The organism is Actinoallomurus sp. CA-142502 (assembly GCF_050936355.1).
GTDB lineage: Bacteria > Actinomycetota > Actinomycetes > Streptosporangiales > Streptosporangiaceae > Actinoallomurus > Actinoallomurus iriomotensis.
This window is the reverse complement of sequence record NZ_JBNJMY010000001.1, coordinates 2,868,798-2,885,168: the sequence shown is the minus strand read 5'-3', so window position 1 is coordinate 2,885,168 and position 16,371 is coordinate 2,868,798. Positions and strand designations below refer to the sequence as shown.

Below are 16,371 nucleotides of genomic sequence, written 5' to 3'. Positions count from 1 at the left end.
TTTACGCTCGGGATACCCCCGACCTCCAAGGGCGGTTGCGATGAACATCGACCAGGAGATCAACCTCGTCGACCCCGACCTGTACGCGACCGGCGGCATCCCGCACGAGCAGTTCCGATGGCTGCGCGAGAACGCGCCGGTCCACCGGCACCCCGGCGACCCGGACTTCTGGGCCGTCACCCGCTACGACGACGTGGTGCACGTCTCCCGGCACCCGGAGATCTTCTCCTCGCACCGTCGGCTCGCGCTGTTCAACGAGCCGACGGAGGAGCATCTCGTGCTCCAGCGGATGATGATGCTCAACCAGGACCCGCCCGAGCACACGCGCAAGCGGGCGATCGTCAACCGCGGCTTCACGCCCCGCACCGTCGGCGGCCTCGAAGAGCACATCCGCGGCATCTGCGACGATCTGCTCGACGGCCTGGCCGGCCGCGAGGAGGTCGACTTCGTCCGGGACATCTCCGCGCCGCTGCCGCTGTACGTGATCTGCGAGCTGCTCGGCGCGCCCCCCGAGGACCGGGAGAAGATCTTCGACTGGTCGAACCGCCTGATCGCCCAGGACGACCCGGAGTTCCGTACGCCGGGCGACGACGGCATGGCGGCCGCCGGCGAGCTGTACGCCTACGCCAACGAGCTGGCCGTACGCCGCCGCGACGAGCCGCGCGACGACATCGTGACCCGGCTCCTGCAGCCGCACGACGGCGAGGAGCTGTCGGTCGAGGAGTTCGACCTGTTCGTGATGCTGCTGTCCGTGGCCGGCAACGAGACCACGCGCAACGCCGCGTCGGGCGGCATGCTCGCCTTCTTCGAACATCCGGAGCAGTGGCGACGGCTGCGCGAGGGACACGCCGCCGGCGACGAGCGGCTGTCGGAGACCTTCCCGGACGAGATCGTGCGCTGGGTCAGCCCGGTCAACCTGTTCCGCCGCACCGCGACCCGCGACACCGAGCTGGGCGGGCGGCGCATCGCCGAGGGCGACAAGGTCGTCGTGTTCTACGCCTCGGCCAACCGCGACGACGGCGCCTTCGCCGACCCGTACGCCTTCGACATCGGCCGCGACCCCAACCCGCACATCGGGTTCGGTGGCGGGGGCCCGCACTTCTGCCTGGGCGCGCACCTGGCGCGGCTGGAGCTGCGCGTGCTGTTCGAGACGCTGCTGGAGCGGATGCCGGACATCTCCCCGGCGGGCGAGGTCCGCCGGCTGCGCTCCAACTTCATCAACGGCATCAAGGAGATGCCGGTACGCATCGGCTAGTGGCGTTCACCACCTTTTAGACTCTGTGCCTAATATCGAACGCGCAGGTCGGACAGGTCAGGCTATGGTCATACTTCACTGAATGTGCGTTTACGGGAGGGCCGGACGTGAACGAGGCAGACGAACCGTTGCGCGTCGCGCTCCTCTCCTACCGGAGCAAACCCCACTGTGGTGGTCAGGGCGTCTATCTCCGTCACCTGTCTCGCGAGCTCGTCGACCTGGGACATCACGTCGACGTCTTCTCCGGCCAGCCGTACCCCGAGCTCGACCGGGAAGAGATCACGCTGCGCCGCGTGCCGAGCCTGGACCTGTACGCCGACGAGAACCCCTTTCGCACCCCGCGCCTGGCGGAGTTCCGCGACTGGATCGACGTGCTGGAGTTCGCCCACATGCGTACGGGCGGGTTCCCCGAGCCGCTGACGTTCAGCCTCCGCGTGCTGCGTGAGCTGCGCGCACGCCGGCACTCGTACGACGTCGTGCACGACAACCAGGTGCTCGGCTACGGCAACCTCGCCATCCCGCACCTCGGCCTGCCCTTCGTGACGAGCATCCACCACCCGATCAGCGTCGACCGGCGCATCGAGATCAAGGCCGCCAAGGGGCTCAAGGAGCAGTTCGGCAAGCGCCGCTGGTACGGCTTCGTCCGGATGCAGGCGCGCGTCGCCGCGCGGATCGGGCCGATCCTCACCGTCTCCGGCTCCTCCAAGCACGACATCGTCCGCGACTTCGGCGTGGCGCCCGAGCAGGTGCACATCCTGCCGCTCGGCGTCGACGACCGGTTCTTCCACCCGCGCGGCGAGCGCGTGCCCGGCCGCATCGTCGCCGTCGCCAGCGCGGACTCGCCGCTCAAGGGCGTCGCGACACTGCTGCGCGCGGTCGCCAAGCTGGCCACCGAACGCGACGTGCACGTCGTCGTGGTCAGCCGGCCGACGCCGGGCGGCCCGACCGACAAGCTCGTCGCGGAACTCTCGCTCGGCGACCGGGTGCGCTTCGTCTCCGGCATCTCCGACGAGGAGCTGGGCGAGCTGCTGGCCAGCGCCGAGATCGCCGCGGTTCCCTCGCTGTACGAGGGCTTCTCGCTGCCGGCCGTCGAACACATGGCCTCGGGCACGCCGCTCGTGGCCAGCCGTACCGGCGCGCTGCCCGAGGTCGTCGGCGACGCCGCGATCCTCGTCGAGCCGGGTGACGTCGAGGAGCTGGCCGCCGTGTTCCGGCGCCTGCACGACTCGCCCGAGGAGCGCGAGCGCGTCGGCGCCGCCGGCTACGCCCGCGTGCAGGAGCGGTTCACCTGGTCCGCGGTCGCGCGGGCCACCGTCGGCCACTACCGAGACGCCATCGCCCGCCGCCGTACGGGCACCGTTTGAGAGGAGCACGGCCCTGCTGACCGTGGACTTTGACCGGTTCCGCGTCGCACCCGGCGAGCAGGTGCTCGACATGGGCTGCGGCGCCGGCCGGCACGCCTTCGAGCTGTACCGGCGCGGCGCCAACGTGGTGGCGTTCGACCGCGACGAGAAGGAGCTCGCCGGAGTCGCGACGATGTTCGGCGCGATGGAGCTCGAAGGCGAGGTACCGCCGGGCGCCTCGGCCCGTACCGTGACGGGGGACGCGCTCAGCCTGCCGTTCCCCGACGACTCCTTCGACAAGATCGTCGCCGCGGAGGTGCTGGAGCACATCCCCGACGACATGGCGGCCATGGGCGAGCTGCTGCGCGTGCTGAAGCCGGGCGGGCGGCTCGCCGTCACCGTGCCCTCATGGCTGCCCGAGCGCATCTGCTGGGCGCTGTCGGAGGACTACCACACGGCGCCGGGCGGGCACGTGCGCATCTACACGCGCGCCGAGCTGGAGGCCAAGCTCAAGGCGACCGGGTTCGAGGTCGGCGACCACCACTACGCGCACGGCCTGCACGCGCCGTACTGGTGGATCAAGTGCGCCGTCGGCGTGAACAACGAGGGGCACCCGCTCGCCAGCGCGTACCACAAGCTGCTCGTCTGGGACATCATGAAGCGTCCGCTCGCCACCCGCCTGGCCGAGCAGGTGCTCAACCCCGTCATCGGCAAGAGCGTCGTCGTCTACTTCACCAAGCCCGCCGTCCCGGCGTCGCGGGAGCAGGCCCATGCGGCGGCCTGAGGCCGTACCCGGGATCCTGACCTCAACAGACCTCGTCGCCACCGCTGAGTCGATCGTCGCCCAGCAGGAGCCGTCGGGCGCCATTCCGTGGTTCGCCCCGGTGGACGGCGTGCCGGGCCACGTCGACGCCTGGAACCACGTCGAGGCCGCGATGGCACTGTCCGTCGCGGGCTTCACCGAGCCGTCGCGCCGCGCGTACGCGTGGCTGCGCGACGCCCAGCGCGAGGACGGCTCGTGGCCCGCCAAGTGGGTCATGGGCGAGGTGACCGAGCCGGGCGGCGAGTCCAACCACGCCGCGTACCTCGCGGTCGGCGTCTGGCACGAGCTCACGCTGACCGATGACCTCGCGTTCGCGGCGGAAATGTGGCCGTCCGTACGGCGGGCGGTGGAGTTCGCCCTCGGCCTGCAGAGCGCCCGCGGCGAGATCATGTGGATGCGGAACCCGGACGGCTCCGCCGCCGACCACGCGCTGCTCACCGGGTGCTCCTCGATCTACCAGTCCCTGCGCTGCGCGGTCGCGCTGGCCGAACGCCTCGACGAGCCGCAGCCGGACTGGGAACTGGCCGCCGACCAGCTCGGCCACGTCGTCGCCTGCCACCCCGAGGCGTTCGCGGACAAGAACCGGTTCTCGATGGACTGGTACTACCCGGTGCTCGGCGGGCCCCTGCGCGGCTCCCCGGCGTACCGCCGGATCGACGAGCGGTGGGACACCTTCGTCGTCGAGGGCCTCGGCTGCCGGTGCGTCTCGGACCAGCCGTGGGTGACCGGCGCGGAGAGCTGCGAGCTCGTGCTCGCCCTCGACGCGATGGGCGACACGACGCGGGCCCTGGAGCTGTTCGCCACGATCCAGCACCTGCGGCACGAGGACGGGTCGTACTGGACGGGCTGGCAGTACGCCAACGAGCGGCACTTCCCGAGCGACCGCTCGACGTACACGGCGGCCGCGGTGATCCTGGCCGCCGACGCCCTCGTGGGCGGCTCCCCGTCCGCCCGCCTGTTCAAGGAGATCGCCGGCCGCGACCTGGGCCCGTCCGGCCCGTCCGACCCGGTCGCCTGCGGCTGCGAGGCCCCGTCCCTGGCCGACTCGGTCCGTACGCGGCGCTGACCCGAGCAGGGATCGCCTCCGGGGCGACCAGCTACCACCTGCGCCAGCTCGGCACCGCCGGCTTCGTCGAGGAGGACACCGAGCGGGGGAACGCGCGGGAGCGCTGGTGGCGTGCCGCGCACCGGTCGACCTGGGTCACCGACCTGGAGGTGCTCAGCCAGGATCCCGAGGCGGGTCTCGCCTACCTGCAGTCCGTCGCGGCCGTACACGTGTTGCAGACCCAGCAGTCGCTGAACGAGTTCCAGACGCTCCCTCGTGCCTGGCGGGACGTGTTCGACCTGAGCGACTTGGCCCTGCGCCTCACCCCCGGAGAGGCACAGGACCTCCTGGACGACCTGAGCGCGGTCCTCGCCCGGTACCGGCGAGCGGACGAGACCGCCGCCACGCCCGAGGGCGCCGAACGCGTCAACCTCATCCTGCACCTTCTGCCCGAGCCGGGCCTGCCCGCCGGACCGGCGGCGGACGGCTCCGCTCAGGAGGCCCCCGGAGACGACGGCGGCGCGTGCCCGGCGAGAGAGACGCCGTGAGCCGCCGCGCCGGCCCGGCCGAGGATGACGCCGGCCGCCGGAGTCTCCGTCCCTTAGCCGGGATCCTCGCCGCCCTCATGGTGTCGCAGACCGGCACCCGGATCTCGGCGATCGCGCTGCCCTGGTTCGTCCTCGTCACGACCGGAAGCGCCACCAGGACCGGCCTGACGGCCTTCTGCGAGATGGCCCCGTACGTGACGGTCAAGGCGCTCGCCGGGCCTCTGGTGGAGACGGCCGGGCCGCGGACCGTCTCGTGGGTCGCCGACGCGGTCAGCGGCGCCGTCCTCACCCTGATCCCGCTGCTCCACGCGCTGCACCTGCTGTCCTTCTGGACGCTGTCCGCCATGGCGGCGGTGATCGGCGCCGCGCGCGGCCCGGGTGACCTGGCCAAGGAGGTCATCGTCCCGGAGGCAGCCGAGCGCGGCCGGGTGCCGCTGGAACGGGCGACCGGCCTGGCCGGTACCACCGATCGGCTGGCCTCCACCTTCGGACCGGCGGCCGGGGGCGCGCTGATCGGGCTGGCCGGCGCCCTGACCGGGCTCGTCGTGGTCAGCGGGTGCTTCGCGCTCGGGTCGGTGGCCATCGCCCTGGGGCTGCCCCGCGTCATGGGGCACACACCGGAGCGGAACGCGGCGGCCGGAACGGGCTACTGGCGGCGGCTCGGCGAAGGTCTCGCCTTCCTCCGTGAAGAGCGGCTGCTGCTGAACCTGTGCATCGTGGTGGCCGTCACCAACCTGCTGGACGCGGCGTTCTCGTCGGTGCTCCTGCCGGTCTGGGCGAGGCAGTCCGGTGCCGGGCCGGCCGGGATCGGACTGGTCGGCAGCGCGCTCGGCATCGGGGCGGTGGGCGGCAGCCTGGTCGCCGCCGCGGTGGCTCACCGCATCCCGCGCCGGCCGGTGTTCTTCATCGGCTTCCTGGTCGCCGGGGCGCCGCGCTTCCTGATCCTCGCCGCCGGCGTGCCGACCGGGGCGGTGGCCGCGGTCTTCGCCGTGGCCGGCCTCGGCGCCGGCTTCCTCAACCCGATCCTGGGCGCGATCTCGTTCGAGCGGGTGCCACGACGACTGCTCGGCCGGGTACGCGGGCTGACCGACTCGCTCGCCTGGGCCGGCATTCCGCTCGGTGGCCTGATCGGCGGGGCGGCGGTGGCCTCCGTGGGCCTCGTGCCCGTGCTCGTGACCGGCGGCGCGGCGTACTTCCTGACCACGAACGTCGCCGGGCTTCGCCCGGAGAGCCGGGAGATGGATCGATCCCGCATGTGACGCTCAGAGCCGGCCGAGGTCCAGGCTCAGGTCGACGTCGAACCCGATGTCGGTGCGCAGCCGCCCATGGTGCACGCCGGTGGGCACGTACGCGCGGATCGAGGGGTCCAACTCGTACGTGTAGACGACCGGCCGGCGCCCGTCGCGCTCCACCCGCCACAGGAACCGGATGCCCGCTTCGGCGTACTTGATCGGCTTGGTGAACCGGTCTCGGTCCTCGGAGTCCGGTGACACCACCTCGACGACCAGCCGTACGTCCTCGGGCAGGTAGTAGGTGCGGTCGAGGTCGTCGAGCGCGTCGTCCTTCACCACCATGACGTCGGGCTCGGGACGCTGCCGCAGGCCGAGCTTCACCGCCATCTCCCGGACGACGGCCAGCCCGGCCGGCGGCCGGATGCCCGCCTGCGAGTCGGTGAGCAGATTGACGACCAGCATGTGAAATTTGGTCTGCGGCGACATCAAGACGAGGGCTCCGTCGATCAACTCGACGCGCCTGGGCGCGTCCGGTGGCAGAGCGTCGAGATCGTCAGCCGTCCACCCGTTCTCCGGGCCGGGATATAGCCACTCGGGCAACGAGGTCATAACCACCATGATTAACCCCCGTCGTGCTGCCGTCTCGATCCGCGGCAACCCTAACAGAAGTTGATTACGAAAAGTAATCGAATAATTTCCCTCGGTTATTATCTGGATGCACTGAGAGGCCGGGTGTTCAACCGCTTCCGGGGCCGAACCCGCGAATCGGGGGCGGCTGCAGTAGCGTGCGCGGCATGGTCTGGCGGGACGGCGGTCAGCGCTCCGGACGGTCGCGTCACCGCGGCCGGACCGACCGGGGCTCCCCGTACGGGGAGAACGAGGAGTTCGGCGGGTCCGGTGGGATGACGTTCCTGCCTCCGCTGCCGCCGGAACGGTCGCCGGCCGGTGTGCGGGCGGTGGTCGTCGTCCTGGTGATCCTGCTGGTCGGTGGCGGTGTGGCCCTCGCCGTCGCCGGGGCCGACGGCCACGGAAGGCGTGCCATCGCCGGGTCGTCGCCCTCCCCCGACGCGTCGCGCCTCCCGTCGTACGTGCCGTCCGCGCCGCCGTCCGCGCGGGCGAAGGTGCCGGGATGGCACGCCGTCGTCGCGGTCAAGCACGGCCTGACCTACGACGTGCCGCCGTCCACCTGGTCGGTGAAGTCGGCGGACACGATCGTCGGCTTCGAGGACCCGAACGGACGGCCCGAGGTGGCCGGCAGCGGCGTCGCGATCTACAAGGAGGGCTACTGCCCGGGACACAGCGGGAGCTGGCGGGCCCAGACCGCCGTCGCGGGCTACGGCGAGAGCGACCCGGCCGCCGCCGCGAAGGACGCGGCCCGCACGTGGGCCACCTACGGCTACGCCCCGGGCACCGGCGGCTCCGCGCCGACCGTGACGCTGCGCGCCCCGAAGCCGCTCACCACGGGCGGATCGCAGGCGATGGAGGTCACCGCGACGGTCACCGTGCACGACGACGAGCCGTGCTCCCCTCCGCGAGGAGTCGTGCACGCGGTCGCGGTGCCGCTGAAGGGCGGCGAGGTGTCCGTGCTGATCGTGATCGCCGACCAGGGCGTGCCCGACGCGACGTCCGCCACCGACCTGGAGAAGATCGCCCGCAGCGCCCGCCCGACCTCCTGACGCCGCCGCGGAAAACCGGGTTGGCCCCGGGCGTACGGACCGGGAGGATCGGGAGATGCGCGTCGAAGACCTTCTGCGGCTGGAAGAGGCGGGGGCCCTGCCCGAGCCGCTGCTGTTCTGGGGCCATCGGCCGCCCGCGGGCGGTGGGGTCGGCAAGGGCTGCCTCAGCCAGTGGTACCCGGCGCCGTTCACGGTCGACGGTGTCCGTTACGCCACCGCCGAGCACTTCATGATGGCGGGCAAGGCGCGGCTGTTCGACGACGCGGAGGCCGAGCGCCTCGTGCTGGCCTCCGACGACCCGGGCAAGGCGAAGGGCGCCGGGCGGCGGGTGCGCGGCTTCGACGAGGACATCTGGGCCGAGCACCGCTACGACCTGGTCGTACGGGCCAACACCGCGAAGTTCGGCCGGCACGCGGCGCTGCGGGACTTCCTGCTCGCCACCGGCGACCGGGTCCTGGTCGAGGCCAGCCCGTACGACACGGTGTGGGGCATCGGCCTGTCGGCGGACCAGCCGGAGGCGCGGCGCCCGTCCGGGTGGCGCGGCCTCAACCTGCTCGGCTTCGCCCTGATGGACGTCCGCGACGCCCTCCGCGAGCCGGCCGCCTGACCGGTCAGCGGCCGGCGAGGAACCGGTCGACCTCCTCGCGGTCCGGGGCCGTCGCGGGGCCGCGCCGGGTGACGGCGATGGCGGCCGCGGCGTTGGCCCGCCGCGCCGCCCGCTCCGGCGGCAGCCCGTCCCCGAGCGCCGCCACGAACACGCCCACGTGCGCGTCGCCGGCGCCGTTGCTGTCGACCGCCGTCACGTCGAAGGCGGGGACATGCACGGCCGGCGCGTCGCGCACGGCCAGGACACAGCCGCGCGGCCCCATGCGGAGCACGACGCCGGAGCGCCCGGTCCGGCGGGCCAGCTCGGCGGCGGCGCGGTCCGGGTCGGCGTGGCCGGTCATCGCGGTCGCCTCGTCGTGGTTGCAGCTCCACCAGTCGGCGCGGTCGAGCACCGGCCGGAGCACGTCGGCGGGGATGTCGGCGACCAGCGGCCCGGGATCGACGATCACGGTCGCGTCGCCGGGCAGCGTCGGGAGCCAGCGCGTGAGCGCCACCCGGTTCGCCGGGTAGGCCAGGCCGTACCCGGAGAGGTAGATCGCGTCGCCGCCGCGCAGGCGGACGCCGCTGAGCTGCTCGTACGTCAGGCCGGCCTCGGCGCCGACGCTCGTCGCGAACGTCCGTTCGCCGCCGCCGTCGACGAACGCCACGTCGAAGCCGGTGTCGGCGTCCGGGGTCGCCTCCTGGAGGACGGCGATGCCGGCCTCGGTCAGCCGGGCGCGGGCGAGGTCGCCGAACGGGCCGCTGCCGTGCGCGCCCGCGTAGGCGACCTTCAGGCCCTGACGAACGCTCGCCAGCATGACGTTGTATCCCCCGCCTGGCGTCACCTGGCTGGAGGTGGCGAGCACGTCGCCGCCGGGCCGCGGCAGCGCCGGGATCTCCATGACCAGGTCGATGACCACGTTGCCGGCGTGGACCAGCCGGTCGATGCCGCTCACGACACCACCTCGCTCACCCGTGCACGGGTCTCACGGGACCCCGTGACGGTCCGGAGGACGAGGTAGATGACGGCGGCGACGGCGAAGGCGACGAGCCAGCCGAGACCGTTGCGCGCGGGCCAGGTCTTCGACAGCGGCCCGGCGAACCACACGTCCGTCTCGGACGTCTGGGCCACGGTCAGCAGCAGCCCGGCGACGATGCCGGCGGCCCAGGCGACGAAGGCGGACCACGCCACGCCGCCGTGGTGCCAGTAGACGCCGCCGCGCGTGGTGTCCATCAGGCCGGCGGGGTCGTACTCGCGGCGGGTCAGCATGTCCACGAGGAAGACCGCGACCCAGGAGGTGATCGCGACGGCGAGCAGCGAGATGAAGGTGATGAACGGGCCGTAGAAGTTCTTCGCGATGAGCATCAGGTAGACCCCGCCGGCCAGCGTGAGCACCACGTCGGCGCCGACGGCGAGCACCCGGCGGACCCGGATGCCCAGGGTGATCATGGTGAGCCCGGCGGAGTACACCGACAGGTGGTTGGACAGCAGCAGGCCGCCGAAGGCGGTGAGCAGGTACGGGATGGCCATCCACGACGGCAGCATGGCCTGGATCGCCGCCACCGGGTCGGACGCGGCGGCGAGCGTGTGGTCGCCGGTCGACAGCAGGCCGCCCAGGGTGATGAGCAGCAACAGCGGCACGCCGGCACCCGCTGCGGCGGCGGCCACGATGCGGTGTCCGGGGACCCTCCGTGGCTGGTAACGCGCCATGTCGGCGCCGGCGTTCGCCCAGCCGATGCCCGTTCCGCCGGCGATCACCCCGATCCCCGCGATCATTACGCTCGCCGGCGCGGCCGGGGCGTGCAGGACCGTGTGCCAGTGCACCTTCGTGACGAGGAAGCCGCCGACGACCAGGTTGAGGACGCCGAAGACGTACGTCGCCCGCTGCTGGATCCACACCAGGGTGGCGTGGCCCAGCCCGGACACGAGCAGGGTGAGGGCCACGAAGGCGAGCAGGCAGACGACGGTGAGCACCGAGCTCGCGCCCACCCCGAAGGCGATGTGCAGGATGGCCAGCAGGGCGTACGCGGCGGTGGTGGTGTTCACCACCTCCCAGCCGACCCGCGACAGCCACGACACGAGCGTCGGCCCGTGGTTGCCCCGCGGGCCGAACACCGCGCGGGACAGGGTCATGCTCGGCGCGCCGCCCCACTTGCCCGCGACGCTGATGAGCCCGACGACGGCGAACGACCCGAACGAGCCGATGGCGCCGACGAGTACGGCCTGCCAGATGTTCATGCCGCGCAACGCGACAAGCGTCGCGCCGAGGGGCAGCCCGAGGATGGAGATGTTGGCGGCGAACCACACCCAGAAGAGCTGGAGCGGGTTGCCGTGCCGTTCGGCGTCGGGCACCGGCTCGATGCCGCGGGTCTCGACGGCGCCGACCTTGTTGTCGCTGGTCATAAGGGCCTTCTTCGCAGAGGGGTGTCGGGGGGTCAGGCCCGCAGGGCCAGCAGGCCGCGCGCCAGCTCGTCGAGGGGGAGCCGGTTGACCGTACGGATCGTGGTGACGGCGTCCTCGGGGAAGGAGCCGACGCCGTGGCAGGCGCCGGCGATCGCCCCCGCGATGGCCGCGATGGTGTCGCAGTCGCCTCCGAGCGACGCGGCGAGCAGGCACGCCTGCCACGGGTCGTCCGGGTGCACCGACAGCACGGCGAACGCGGCCGGCACGGACTCCTGGGTGGCGACGCTGGTGCCGACCAGGTGGTAGATGTCGGCGGCGGCGGCCTCGGCGGGGCGGCCCGCCACCAGCTCGCCGGCCCAGCGGATGCGCGAGGCGACGTCGGCGGCGGCGATCCAGTGACCGCGGCGGACGCCGGCGGACGCGGCCTCCTCCGCGCGCTGGACGGCCTCCTTCACATCAGCTCCGTCGACCCCGGCGCTGACGGCGGCCGCGACCGCCGCGGCTCCGGCGAGGGCGACGCTCGTGTTGTGCGTCACCAGGCTGGCCTCGACGACGCTGTCGAGGAGCGCGGCGGGTTCACCGCCGGAGGCGATGCCGACCGGGGCGATCCGCATGGCGGCGCCGTTGGTGTCCCCGCGGCGGCCCGCCTCCTCGACGGGCGTGCCGGCGGCGACCGCCGCGACGGCGCGTTTGGTCGAGGGGCCGAGCAGATCCAGCGAACCGCGCCGGCGCATGTCGTCCTCCCAGGCCAGGAGGGCCTGCGCCAGCGCGACCGGATCGATGTGCCCGGCGCCGTCGAGGAGCAGCCGGGCGAGCAGGACGGCCTGCTCGGTGTCGTCGGTGACCGATCCCGCGCGCATCCCCGCGGCGATCGGGTGGTCCGCGGCGGCGGGCTCGAACCCGGTGAGCGAGCCGAAGTCCCGCCGGATCCGCTCCCGGGGCAGCGACTGGGTCGGCATGCCCAGCGCGTCGCCGATCGCGAGTCCGTACAGCGCTCCGGCGGCGCGGGCCTCGGCGCCGGTCACGAGGTGCTCCCGAAGCGCAGGTGCAGCTCGAACCGGAGCGGGTCGAGCCGGCTCTCGACGTGTTCGACCAGTTCACCGGACGCGGTCCAGCTGACGCGCCGCGCGCGCAGGAACCACTCACCGGGGCTCCGTCCCAGCTCGGCGGCGTCGGTGTCGTCCAGGGGCGCGGCGGTGACCCATTCGTCGCCGTGGTCCGCGTGCAGCCCGGCGGACGCGAGCGTCGCCGTCAGCGACCCGTCGAGCAGGCCGCGTGCGGGCAGGTCGAGCAGGTCGCCTGCGGCGGGGATGCGGCTGCGCTCCAGGGAGACCGCCGGCCCGTCCGTCACGGTGCGGACGCGGTCGACGGCGAAGAACGAGGACGAGGCCAGGCCCAGCCGGCCGGCGAGCTCGGGATCCTCGACCTTCTCCAGGCGCAGCGTCCGGGTCTCGGTGGCCACGCCCTGAGCCGCCAGGGCGCGGGCCCAGCCCAGCCGGTCGTCGAGCGGCCGCCCGTCGAAGGTGACGAACGAGCCCTTCCCCGACCGGGTGGAGATGAGACCCTCCCGGCTCAGCTCGGTCAGCGCGGACCGGATCGTGTTACGGCTGACCGAGAACCGCGCGGCGAGCGCGTGCTCGCCGGGGAGGCGGCTGCCGCGCTTGAGCTTGCCCGTCCGGATCTCGCGGGCGAGGGCTTGGGCGATGTTCTCGTGTTTGAGCGCATGCACGTTGTCCGTCATGTCCACCCCTGCACCGAGACCTGTTCAAACATGTTCAGAAAGGTACGCCTGACATGGCGGTTCGTTCAAGAGTGCGTTTCTCGCCGGTTCCGCCTGAGAGCGTCAGCGGCGCTCGAGGACCCGCAGGGAGCCCTCGATCCGGCGCTCGGTCCACCGGCCGGTCGCCAGGGCACGCCGGTAGACGCGGTACGGGGCCTGGCCGCCGTCGGCCGGGTCGGGGAAGATGTCGTGGAACGCCAGCGCCCCGCCGGGCATCACGTGGTGCGCCCAGCCGTCGTAGTCGGCCTGCGCCAGGTCCTCCGCGTGCCCGCCGTCGACGAACAGCATGCCGAGCGGCTTGGCCCACAGCGCCGAGGCGGTCGCCGACGTGCCGACGACCGCGACGACGCGATCCTCCAGGCCCGCCGCGACGATCGTCCGGCGGAAGACCGGCAGCGTGTCCATGCGGCCCGTGGCCGGGTCGACCAGGGTCTCGTCGTGGTACTCCCAGCCGGCCTGGTTCTCCTCCGAGCCGTGGTGGTGGTCGACGGTGACCACGACCGAGCCGGCCGCGCGGGCGGCGGCGCCGAGGTAGATCGCGGACTTGCCGCAGTAGGTGCCGACCTCCAGGATCGGGCCGCGCGCGCCGTACTCCACCGCCGTCTCATAGAGCGCGATTCCCTCGGCCGGCGGCATGAACCCCTTGGCCTCCTCGGCGGCGCGCCGCAGGTCGTCGGGCATCGGCGGGAGACTCGTCCGCGTTGTCACGTCATCCACGCGCGCACTCTAATACCGTCGGTGACGCATATGTCCGAGTCCAGGGAGTAGGCGCATGGTGGATGACGGTGTTGCCGGCGAGCTGACGATCGGCGGGAGAAGGCGCACCTTCACGGTCCGGCTGCCACGGACACCGGTGGCAGGCCGGCCGGTGCCGCTCGTGCTGGTGCTGCACGGCAACAGTCCGGACGCGGGCGGATCACTCATGCGCGAGTGGACCACCTTCGACGAGCAGGCGGACCGCTGGGGCTGGGCGATCGCCTACCCGGACGGTCACCAGGGATGCTGGGCGGACGGCCGTGGTGTCACGACGGCGGACGAGGCGGGCGTGGACGACGTCGCCTTTCTTCGCGCGGTCGTCAGCCGGGTGGCCGAACGCCACGGCACGTCGCCGGACCGGACCGTGGTGGCCGGGATCTCCAATGGCGCGTTCATGGCCCATCGGCTGGCACTGGAGGCCTGCGACCGGGTGGCAGTGGTGGCGGCCGTCGCCGGCGGGCTGCCCGCGGCCCTGAGCGACCTCCGGCCGACGCACGCCGTGTCGGCGATGCTGATCCACGGCACAGCGGACCAGATCACACCGATCGACGGCGGATACTCCCGGCGCCGCGGGCCGGGCGGGGAACTGCGCGGCCGCACGCTGTCCCTGCGCGAGACGGCCGAGCACTGGCGCGCCGTCGACCGGTGCCCGCCCGGACCGGGCGAGACACACACCACCGAGCTCTCGAGCCGCACGATGGCCGGCGGGGGCATCGGTGGTACCCAGGTCGTCGCCTGGACGGTGTTCGGAGGCGGCCACTCATGGCCGGGCATGCCCGGCGCGCCCGGCCGGACAGAGCCGATCAGCCGGGAGTTCGACGCGGCCGAGGAGATCTGCCGCTTCGCCGAGCCCCTGCTCGCCTCCGCGGACGCCCGGCGGCTCTGACCTTCCTGTGACCGACGTCACCGCTTCTCCTCTGTCCTCCGTGTAATCGTTTCCATATTCTGCCGTGTAATCGTTTCCACGAGGGAGGTGGCATGGCGGGCATCAAGGAGGTCGCCGCTCGCGCGGGAGTCTCGGTCGCCACCGTCTCCCGGGTGCTGAACGACAGTCCCCGGGTCAGCGAGCAGGCGCGGGCCAAGGTGAGCGCCGCCGTCGAGGCGCTGCGCTACCGGCCGAACGCGGTGGCGCGCTCGCTGCGCACCGAGGCCACCCACACGCTCGGGCTGATCGTCGGCGACATCGTCAACCCGTTCTTCGCCGTGCTCGCCAGAGCCGTGGAGGACGAGGCGCGTCGGGCCGGCTACACCGTCGTCATCGGCAACGCCGACGAACGCCCCGAGCGACAGGACCACTACGTCCGCACGCTCCTCGAACAGCGCGTCGACGGACTGCTCATCTGCCCGACGGCCGAGGTCACCCCGCTGATCCGTGACTGTGCCGCGGCGGGCGGCCCACTCGTCTTCCTCGACCGCACGCTCCCCGGCCTGGACGTGCCCTCCGTACGGGTCGACGGGACGGCCGCCATCGGCGAGCTCATCCGGCACCTCCACGGGCTCGGGCACCGCCGGATCGCCTTCATCTCCGGCCCGGAACCGCTGTCCACGGGCCGCGAGCGCACCCGGGCGTACGCGGACGCGATGCGCGCGACCGGCCTGCGGATCCGCGAGGAGTACCTGGAGGCGGGCGACTTCCAGGCGGAGAGCGGGCGGGCCATCGCGGGCCGGTTCCTCGACCTGCCCGAACCGCCCGAGGTGATCTTCGCGGGCGACAACCTCATGACGCTGGGCGCCCTCGACGAGATCCGGGCGCGCGGGCTGCGGATCCCGGACGACGTGGCGCTCGCCTCCTTCGACGACGTCGGCTGGTTCGTCCACGTGGACCCGCCGATCACCGCGATCGCCCAGCCCGCCGAAGAACTCGGGCGGCGGGCGGTACGCGCACTGCTGGAGCGCGCCGAGGGCCGGCCGGTGGAACCGGTCGTGCTCCCGGCGCGCCTCGTGAAACGCCGCTCCTGCGGAGAGACGGGAAGGACACAGCGATGACCGAGGGCCTCAGCGGACGGGGGCGGGCGTACGACGTCGTGGTCGCCGGGTCGGTCAACGCGGATCTCGTGGTCCGCGTCGAGCGGCGCCCGGGCGCCGGCGAGACCGTGCTCGGCTCGGACCTGGTGACCCATCCCGGTGGCAAGGGCGCCAACCAGGCGGTCGCCGCCGCGCGGCTGGGCGGCCGGGTCGCGTTCCTCGGCCGCGCGGGCACCGACGGCCACGGTGACTTCGTACGGGAGACGCTCCGGGGCGACGGCGTGGACACCGGGCACCTGATCACCACTCCGGGCGCGAACGGCGTGGCCCTGATCACCGTCGACCCGTCGGGCGACAACAGCATCATCGTCTCGCCGGGCGCGAACGCGAAGGTGACCGAGCAGGACGTCGCCGCCGCGCGATCGCTGTTCGCGGAGGCCGCCGTGGTGTCGCTGCAACTGGAGATCCCCCTCGACGCGGTCGTGGCCGCCGCCCGTACGGCGGCCGAGGAGGGCGCGCGGGTGGTGTTCAACCTGTCGCCGGCCGCCGACGTGCCGGACGAGCTGATCGCGCTCTGCGACCCGCTCGTCGTCAACGAGCACGAGGCGGAGTTCCTGGGCGACGCGCGGCCGGCCGGCCTGCTCGCCCGGGGCGCGCGGTCCGTCGTCATCACGCGCGGCGCGGACGGCGCCGTCGTCGCCGACGCGCGCGGCGTCACCGAGGTGCCCAGCCCGAAGGTGGACGTGGTGGATACCACCGGCGCGGGCGACGCGTTCACGGGCGCGCTGTGCCTGCGCCTCGCCCAGGGCGACGACCTGGCCACCGCGGCCCGGTTCGCGGCCCGTGTCGGCGCCGCGGCCGTGCGCGGGGAGGGCGCGCAGAGTTCGTTCCCGACCCTGGAAGAGCTGTAGGCGCGGCCTTGATGCGGCTGACTGAAACGTGTTCTACTTCTCGGCGTG

The 16,371-nt window shown here is 72.9% G+C and carries 17 protein-coding genes; 11 read left to right on the top strand and 6 right to left on the bottom strand.

Annotation, left to right across the window (positions count from 1 at the left end; translation table 11 throughout):
- Nucleotides 1-40: 40 nt before the first annotated feature.
- From ACQEV1_RS14070 to ACQEV1_RS14045, 6 genes are all read left to right on the top strand, one after another.
- Nucleotides 41-1,255, top strand: coding sequence for a cytochrome P450 (locus tag ACQEV1_RS14070; protein WP_433394192.1), 1,215 nt, complete (start codon nucleotides 41-43; stop codon nucleotides 1,253-1,255).
- A 107-nt stretch (nucleotides 1,256-1,362) separates the two neighbouring features.
- A complete protein-coding gene (locus ACQEV1_RS14065) occupies nucleotides 1,363-2,619 on the top strand; it encodes a glycosyltransferase family 4 protein (RefSeq protein ID WP_433394190.1) in 1,257 nt (418 codons plus the stop codon).
- 13 nt (nucleotides 2,620-2,632) lie between these two features.
- Nucleotides 2,633-3,382, top strand: a complete 750-nt coding sequence (locus tag ACQEV1_RS14060; protein WP_285618892.1) for a class I SAM-dependent methyltransferase — start codon at nucleotides 2,633-2,635, stop codon at nucleotides 3,380-3,382.
- On the top strand, nucleotides 3,369-4,487 hold the full coding sequence (locus ACQEV1_RS14055; RefSeq protein ID WP_433394188.1) for a prenyltransferase: 1,119 nt from the start codon (nucleotides 3,369-3,371) through the stop codon (nucleotides 4,485-4,487). The genes ACQEV1_RS14060 and ACQEV1_RS14055 overlap by 14 nt, the downstream gene beginning before the upstream one ends.
- 149 nt (nucleotides 4,488-4,636) lie before the next feature.
- Nucleotides 4,637-5,014, top strand: coding sequence for a hypothetical protein (locus ACQEV1_RS14050; RefSeq protein WP_433394186.1), 378 nt, complete (start codon nucleotides 4,637-4,639; stop codon nucleotides 5,012-5,014).
- Nucleotides 5,011-6,273: an MFS transporter gene (locus ACQEV1_RS14045; protein ID WP_433405897.1), complete on the top strand. Its 1,263-nt coding sequence runs from the start codon at nucleotides 5,011-5,013 to the stop codon at nucleotides 6,271-6,273. The genes ACQEV1_RS14050 and ACQEV1_RS14045 overlap by 4 nt, the downstream gene beginning before the upstream one ends.
- Nucleotides 6,274-6,276: 3 nt before the next feature.
- Here ACQEV1_RS14045 and ACQEV1_RS14040 read toward each other — a convergent pair whose 3' ends face one another.
- On the bottom strand, nucleotides 6,277-6,855 hold the full coding sequence (locus ACQEV1_RS14040; RefSeq protein WP_285570166.1) for a Uma2 family endonuclease: 579 nt from the start codon (nucleotides 6,853-6,855) through the stop codon (nucleotides 6,277-6,279).
- 185 nt (nucleotides 6,856-7,040) lie between these two features.
- Between ACQEV1_RS14040 and ACQEV1_RS14035 the strand changes: the two genes are divergently transcribed.
- Nucleotides 7,041-7,922 carry a hypothetical protein gene (locus tag ACQEV1_RS14035; RefSeq protein WP_433394183.1) on the top strand — a complete coding sequence of 294 codons (882 nt, stop codon included), beginning with the start codon at nucleotides 7,041-7,043 and terminating at the stop codon, nucleotides 7,920-7,922.
- A gap of 55 nt (nucleotides 7,923-7,977) precedes the next feature.
- A complete protein-coding gene (locus tag ACQEV1_RS14030) occupies nucleotides 7,978-8,529 on the top strand; it encodes an NADAR family protein (RefSeq protein ID WP_285618261.1) in 552 nt (183 codons plus the stop codon).
- Nucleotides 8,530-8,533: 4 nt separating this feature from the next.
- Here the strand turns inward: ACQEV1_RS14030 and ACQEV1_RS14025 are convergent, their stop codons facing one another.
- From ACQEV1_RS14025 to ACQEV1_RS14005, 5 genes are all read right to left on the bottom strand, one after another.
- Nucleotides 8,534-9,463, bottom strand: a complete 930-nt coding sequence (locus ACQEV1_RS14025; protein WP_285618263.1) for a PfkB family carbohydrate kinase — start codon at nucleotides 9,461-9,463, stop codon at nucleotides 8,534-8,536.
- Nucleotides 9,460-10,911, bottom strand: a complete 1,452-nt coding sequence (locus ACQEV1_RS14020) for a purine-cytosine permease family protein (protein ID WP_285618265.1) — start codon at nucleotides 10,909-10,911, stop codon at nucleotides 9,460-9,462. Before ACQEV1_RS14020 ends, ACQEV1_RS14025 begins: the two co-directional genes overlap by 4 nt.
- A 32-nt stretch (nucleotides 10,912-10,943) precedes the next feature.
- A complete protein-coding gene (locus tag ACQEV1_RS14015) occupies nucleotides 10,944-11,936 on the bottom strand; it encodes an ADP-ribosylglycohydrolase family protein (protein WP_433394180.1) in 993 nt (330 codons plus the stop codon).
- Nucleotides 11,933-12,652 (bottom strand): GntR family transcriptional regulator, encoded by a 720-nt coding sequence (locus tag ACQEV1_RS14010; RefSeq protein ID WP_433394178.1) that lies wholly within the window; start codon nucleotides 12,650-12,652, stop codon nucleotides 11,933-11,935. The genes ACQEV1_RS14015 and ACQEV1_RS14010 overlap by 4 nt, the downstream gene beginning before the upstream one ends.
- 102 nt (nucleotides 12,653-12,754) lie before the next feature.
- The gene (locus ACQEV1_RS14005; RefSeq protein ID WP_285618893.1) at nucleotides 12,755-13,372 is read right to left on the bottom strand and encodes a class I SAM-dependent methyltransferase; all 618 of its coding nucleotides are present in this window, start codon (nucleotides 13,370-13,372) and stop codon (nucleotides 12,755-12,757) included.
- Between the two features lie 91 nt (nucleotides 13,373-13,463).
- Here ACQEV1_RS14005 and ACQEV1_RS14000 point away from each other — a divergent pair, with 91 nt between their 5' ends.
- The 3 genes from ACQEV1_RS14000 (at nucleotide 13,464) to ACQEV1_RS13990 (ending at nucleotide 16,323) form a co-directional block, all read left to right on the top strand.
- A complete protein-coding gene (locus ACQEV1_RS14000) occupies nucleotides 13,464-14,333 on the top strand; it encodes an alpha/beta hydrolase family esterase (protein ID WP_433394176.1) in 870 nt (289 codons plus the stop codon).
- Between the two features lie 92 nt (nucleotides 14,334-14,425).
- Nucleotides 14,426-15,433, top strand: a complete 1,008-nt coding sequence (locus tag ACQEV1_RS13995; protein WP_433394174.1) for a LacI family DNA-binding transcriptional regulator — start codon at nucleotides 14,426-14,428, stop codon at nucleotides 15,431-15,433.
- On the top strand, nucleotides 15,430-16,323 hold the full coding sequence (locus ACQEV1_RS13990) for a ribokinase (protein ID WP_433394172.1): 894 nt from the start codon (nucleotides 15,430-15,432) through the stop codon (nucleotides 16,321-16,323). Before ACQEV1_RS13995 ends, ACQEV1_RS13990 begins: the two co-directional genes overlap by 4 nt.
- The last annotated feature ends 48 nt before the right edge of the window (nucleotides 16,324-16,371 follow it).

What these genes read in the sequence shown, in the direction of transcription:
- ACQEV1_RS14070 (WP_433394192.1), top strand. Translation starts at nt 41, where the DNA reads ATGAACATCGACCAGGAGATCAACCTCGTCGACCCCGACCTGTACGCG.
- ACQEV1_RS14055 (WP_433394188.1), top strand. Translation starts at nt 3,369, where the DNA reads ATGCGGCGGCCTGAGGCCGTACCCGGGATCCTGACCTCAACAGACCTC.
- ACQEV1_RS14040 (WP_285570166.1), bottom strand. Translation starts at nt 6,855, where the DNA reads ATGACCTCGTTGCCCGAGTGGCTATATCCCGGCCCGGAGAACGGGTGG.
- ACQEV1_RS14035 (WP_433394183.1), top strand. Translation starts at nt 7,041, where the DNA reads ATGGTCTGGCGGGACGGCGGTCAGCGCTCCGGACGGTCGCGTCACCGC.
- ACQEV1_RS14030 (WP_285618261.1), top strand. Translation starts at nt 7,978, where the DNA reads ATGCGCGTCGAAGACCTTCTGCGGCTGGAAGAGGCGGGGGCCCTGCCC.
- ACQEV1_RS14020 (WP_285618265.1), bottom strand. Translation starts at nt 10,911, where the DNA reads ATGACCAGCGACAACAAGGTCGGCGCCGTCGAGACCCGCGGCATCGAG.
- ACQEV1_RS14010 (WP_433394178.1), bottom strand. Translation starts at nt 12,652, where the DNA reads ATGACGGACAACGTGCATGCGCTCAAACACGAGAACATCGCCCAAGCC.
- ACQEV1_RS14005 (WP_285618893.1), bottom strand. Translation starts at nt 13,372, where the DNA reads ATGCCCGACGACCTGCGGCGCGCCGCCGAGGAGGCCAAGGGGTTCATG.
- ACQEV1_RS14000 (WP_433394176.1), top strand. Translation starts at nt 13,464, where the DNA reads ATGGTGGATGACGGTGTTGCCGGCGAGCTGACGATCGGCGGGAGAAGG.
- ACQEV1_RS13995 (WP_433394174.1), top strand. Translation starts at nt 14,426, where the DNA reads ATGGCGGGCATCAAGGAGGTCGCCGCTCGCGCGGGAGTCTCGGTCGCC.
- ACQEV1_RS13990 (WP_433394172.1), top strand. Translation starts at nt 15,430, where the DNA reads ATGACCGAGGGCCTCAGCGGACGGGGGCGGGCGTACGACGTCGTGGTC.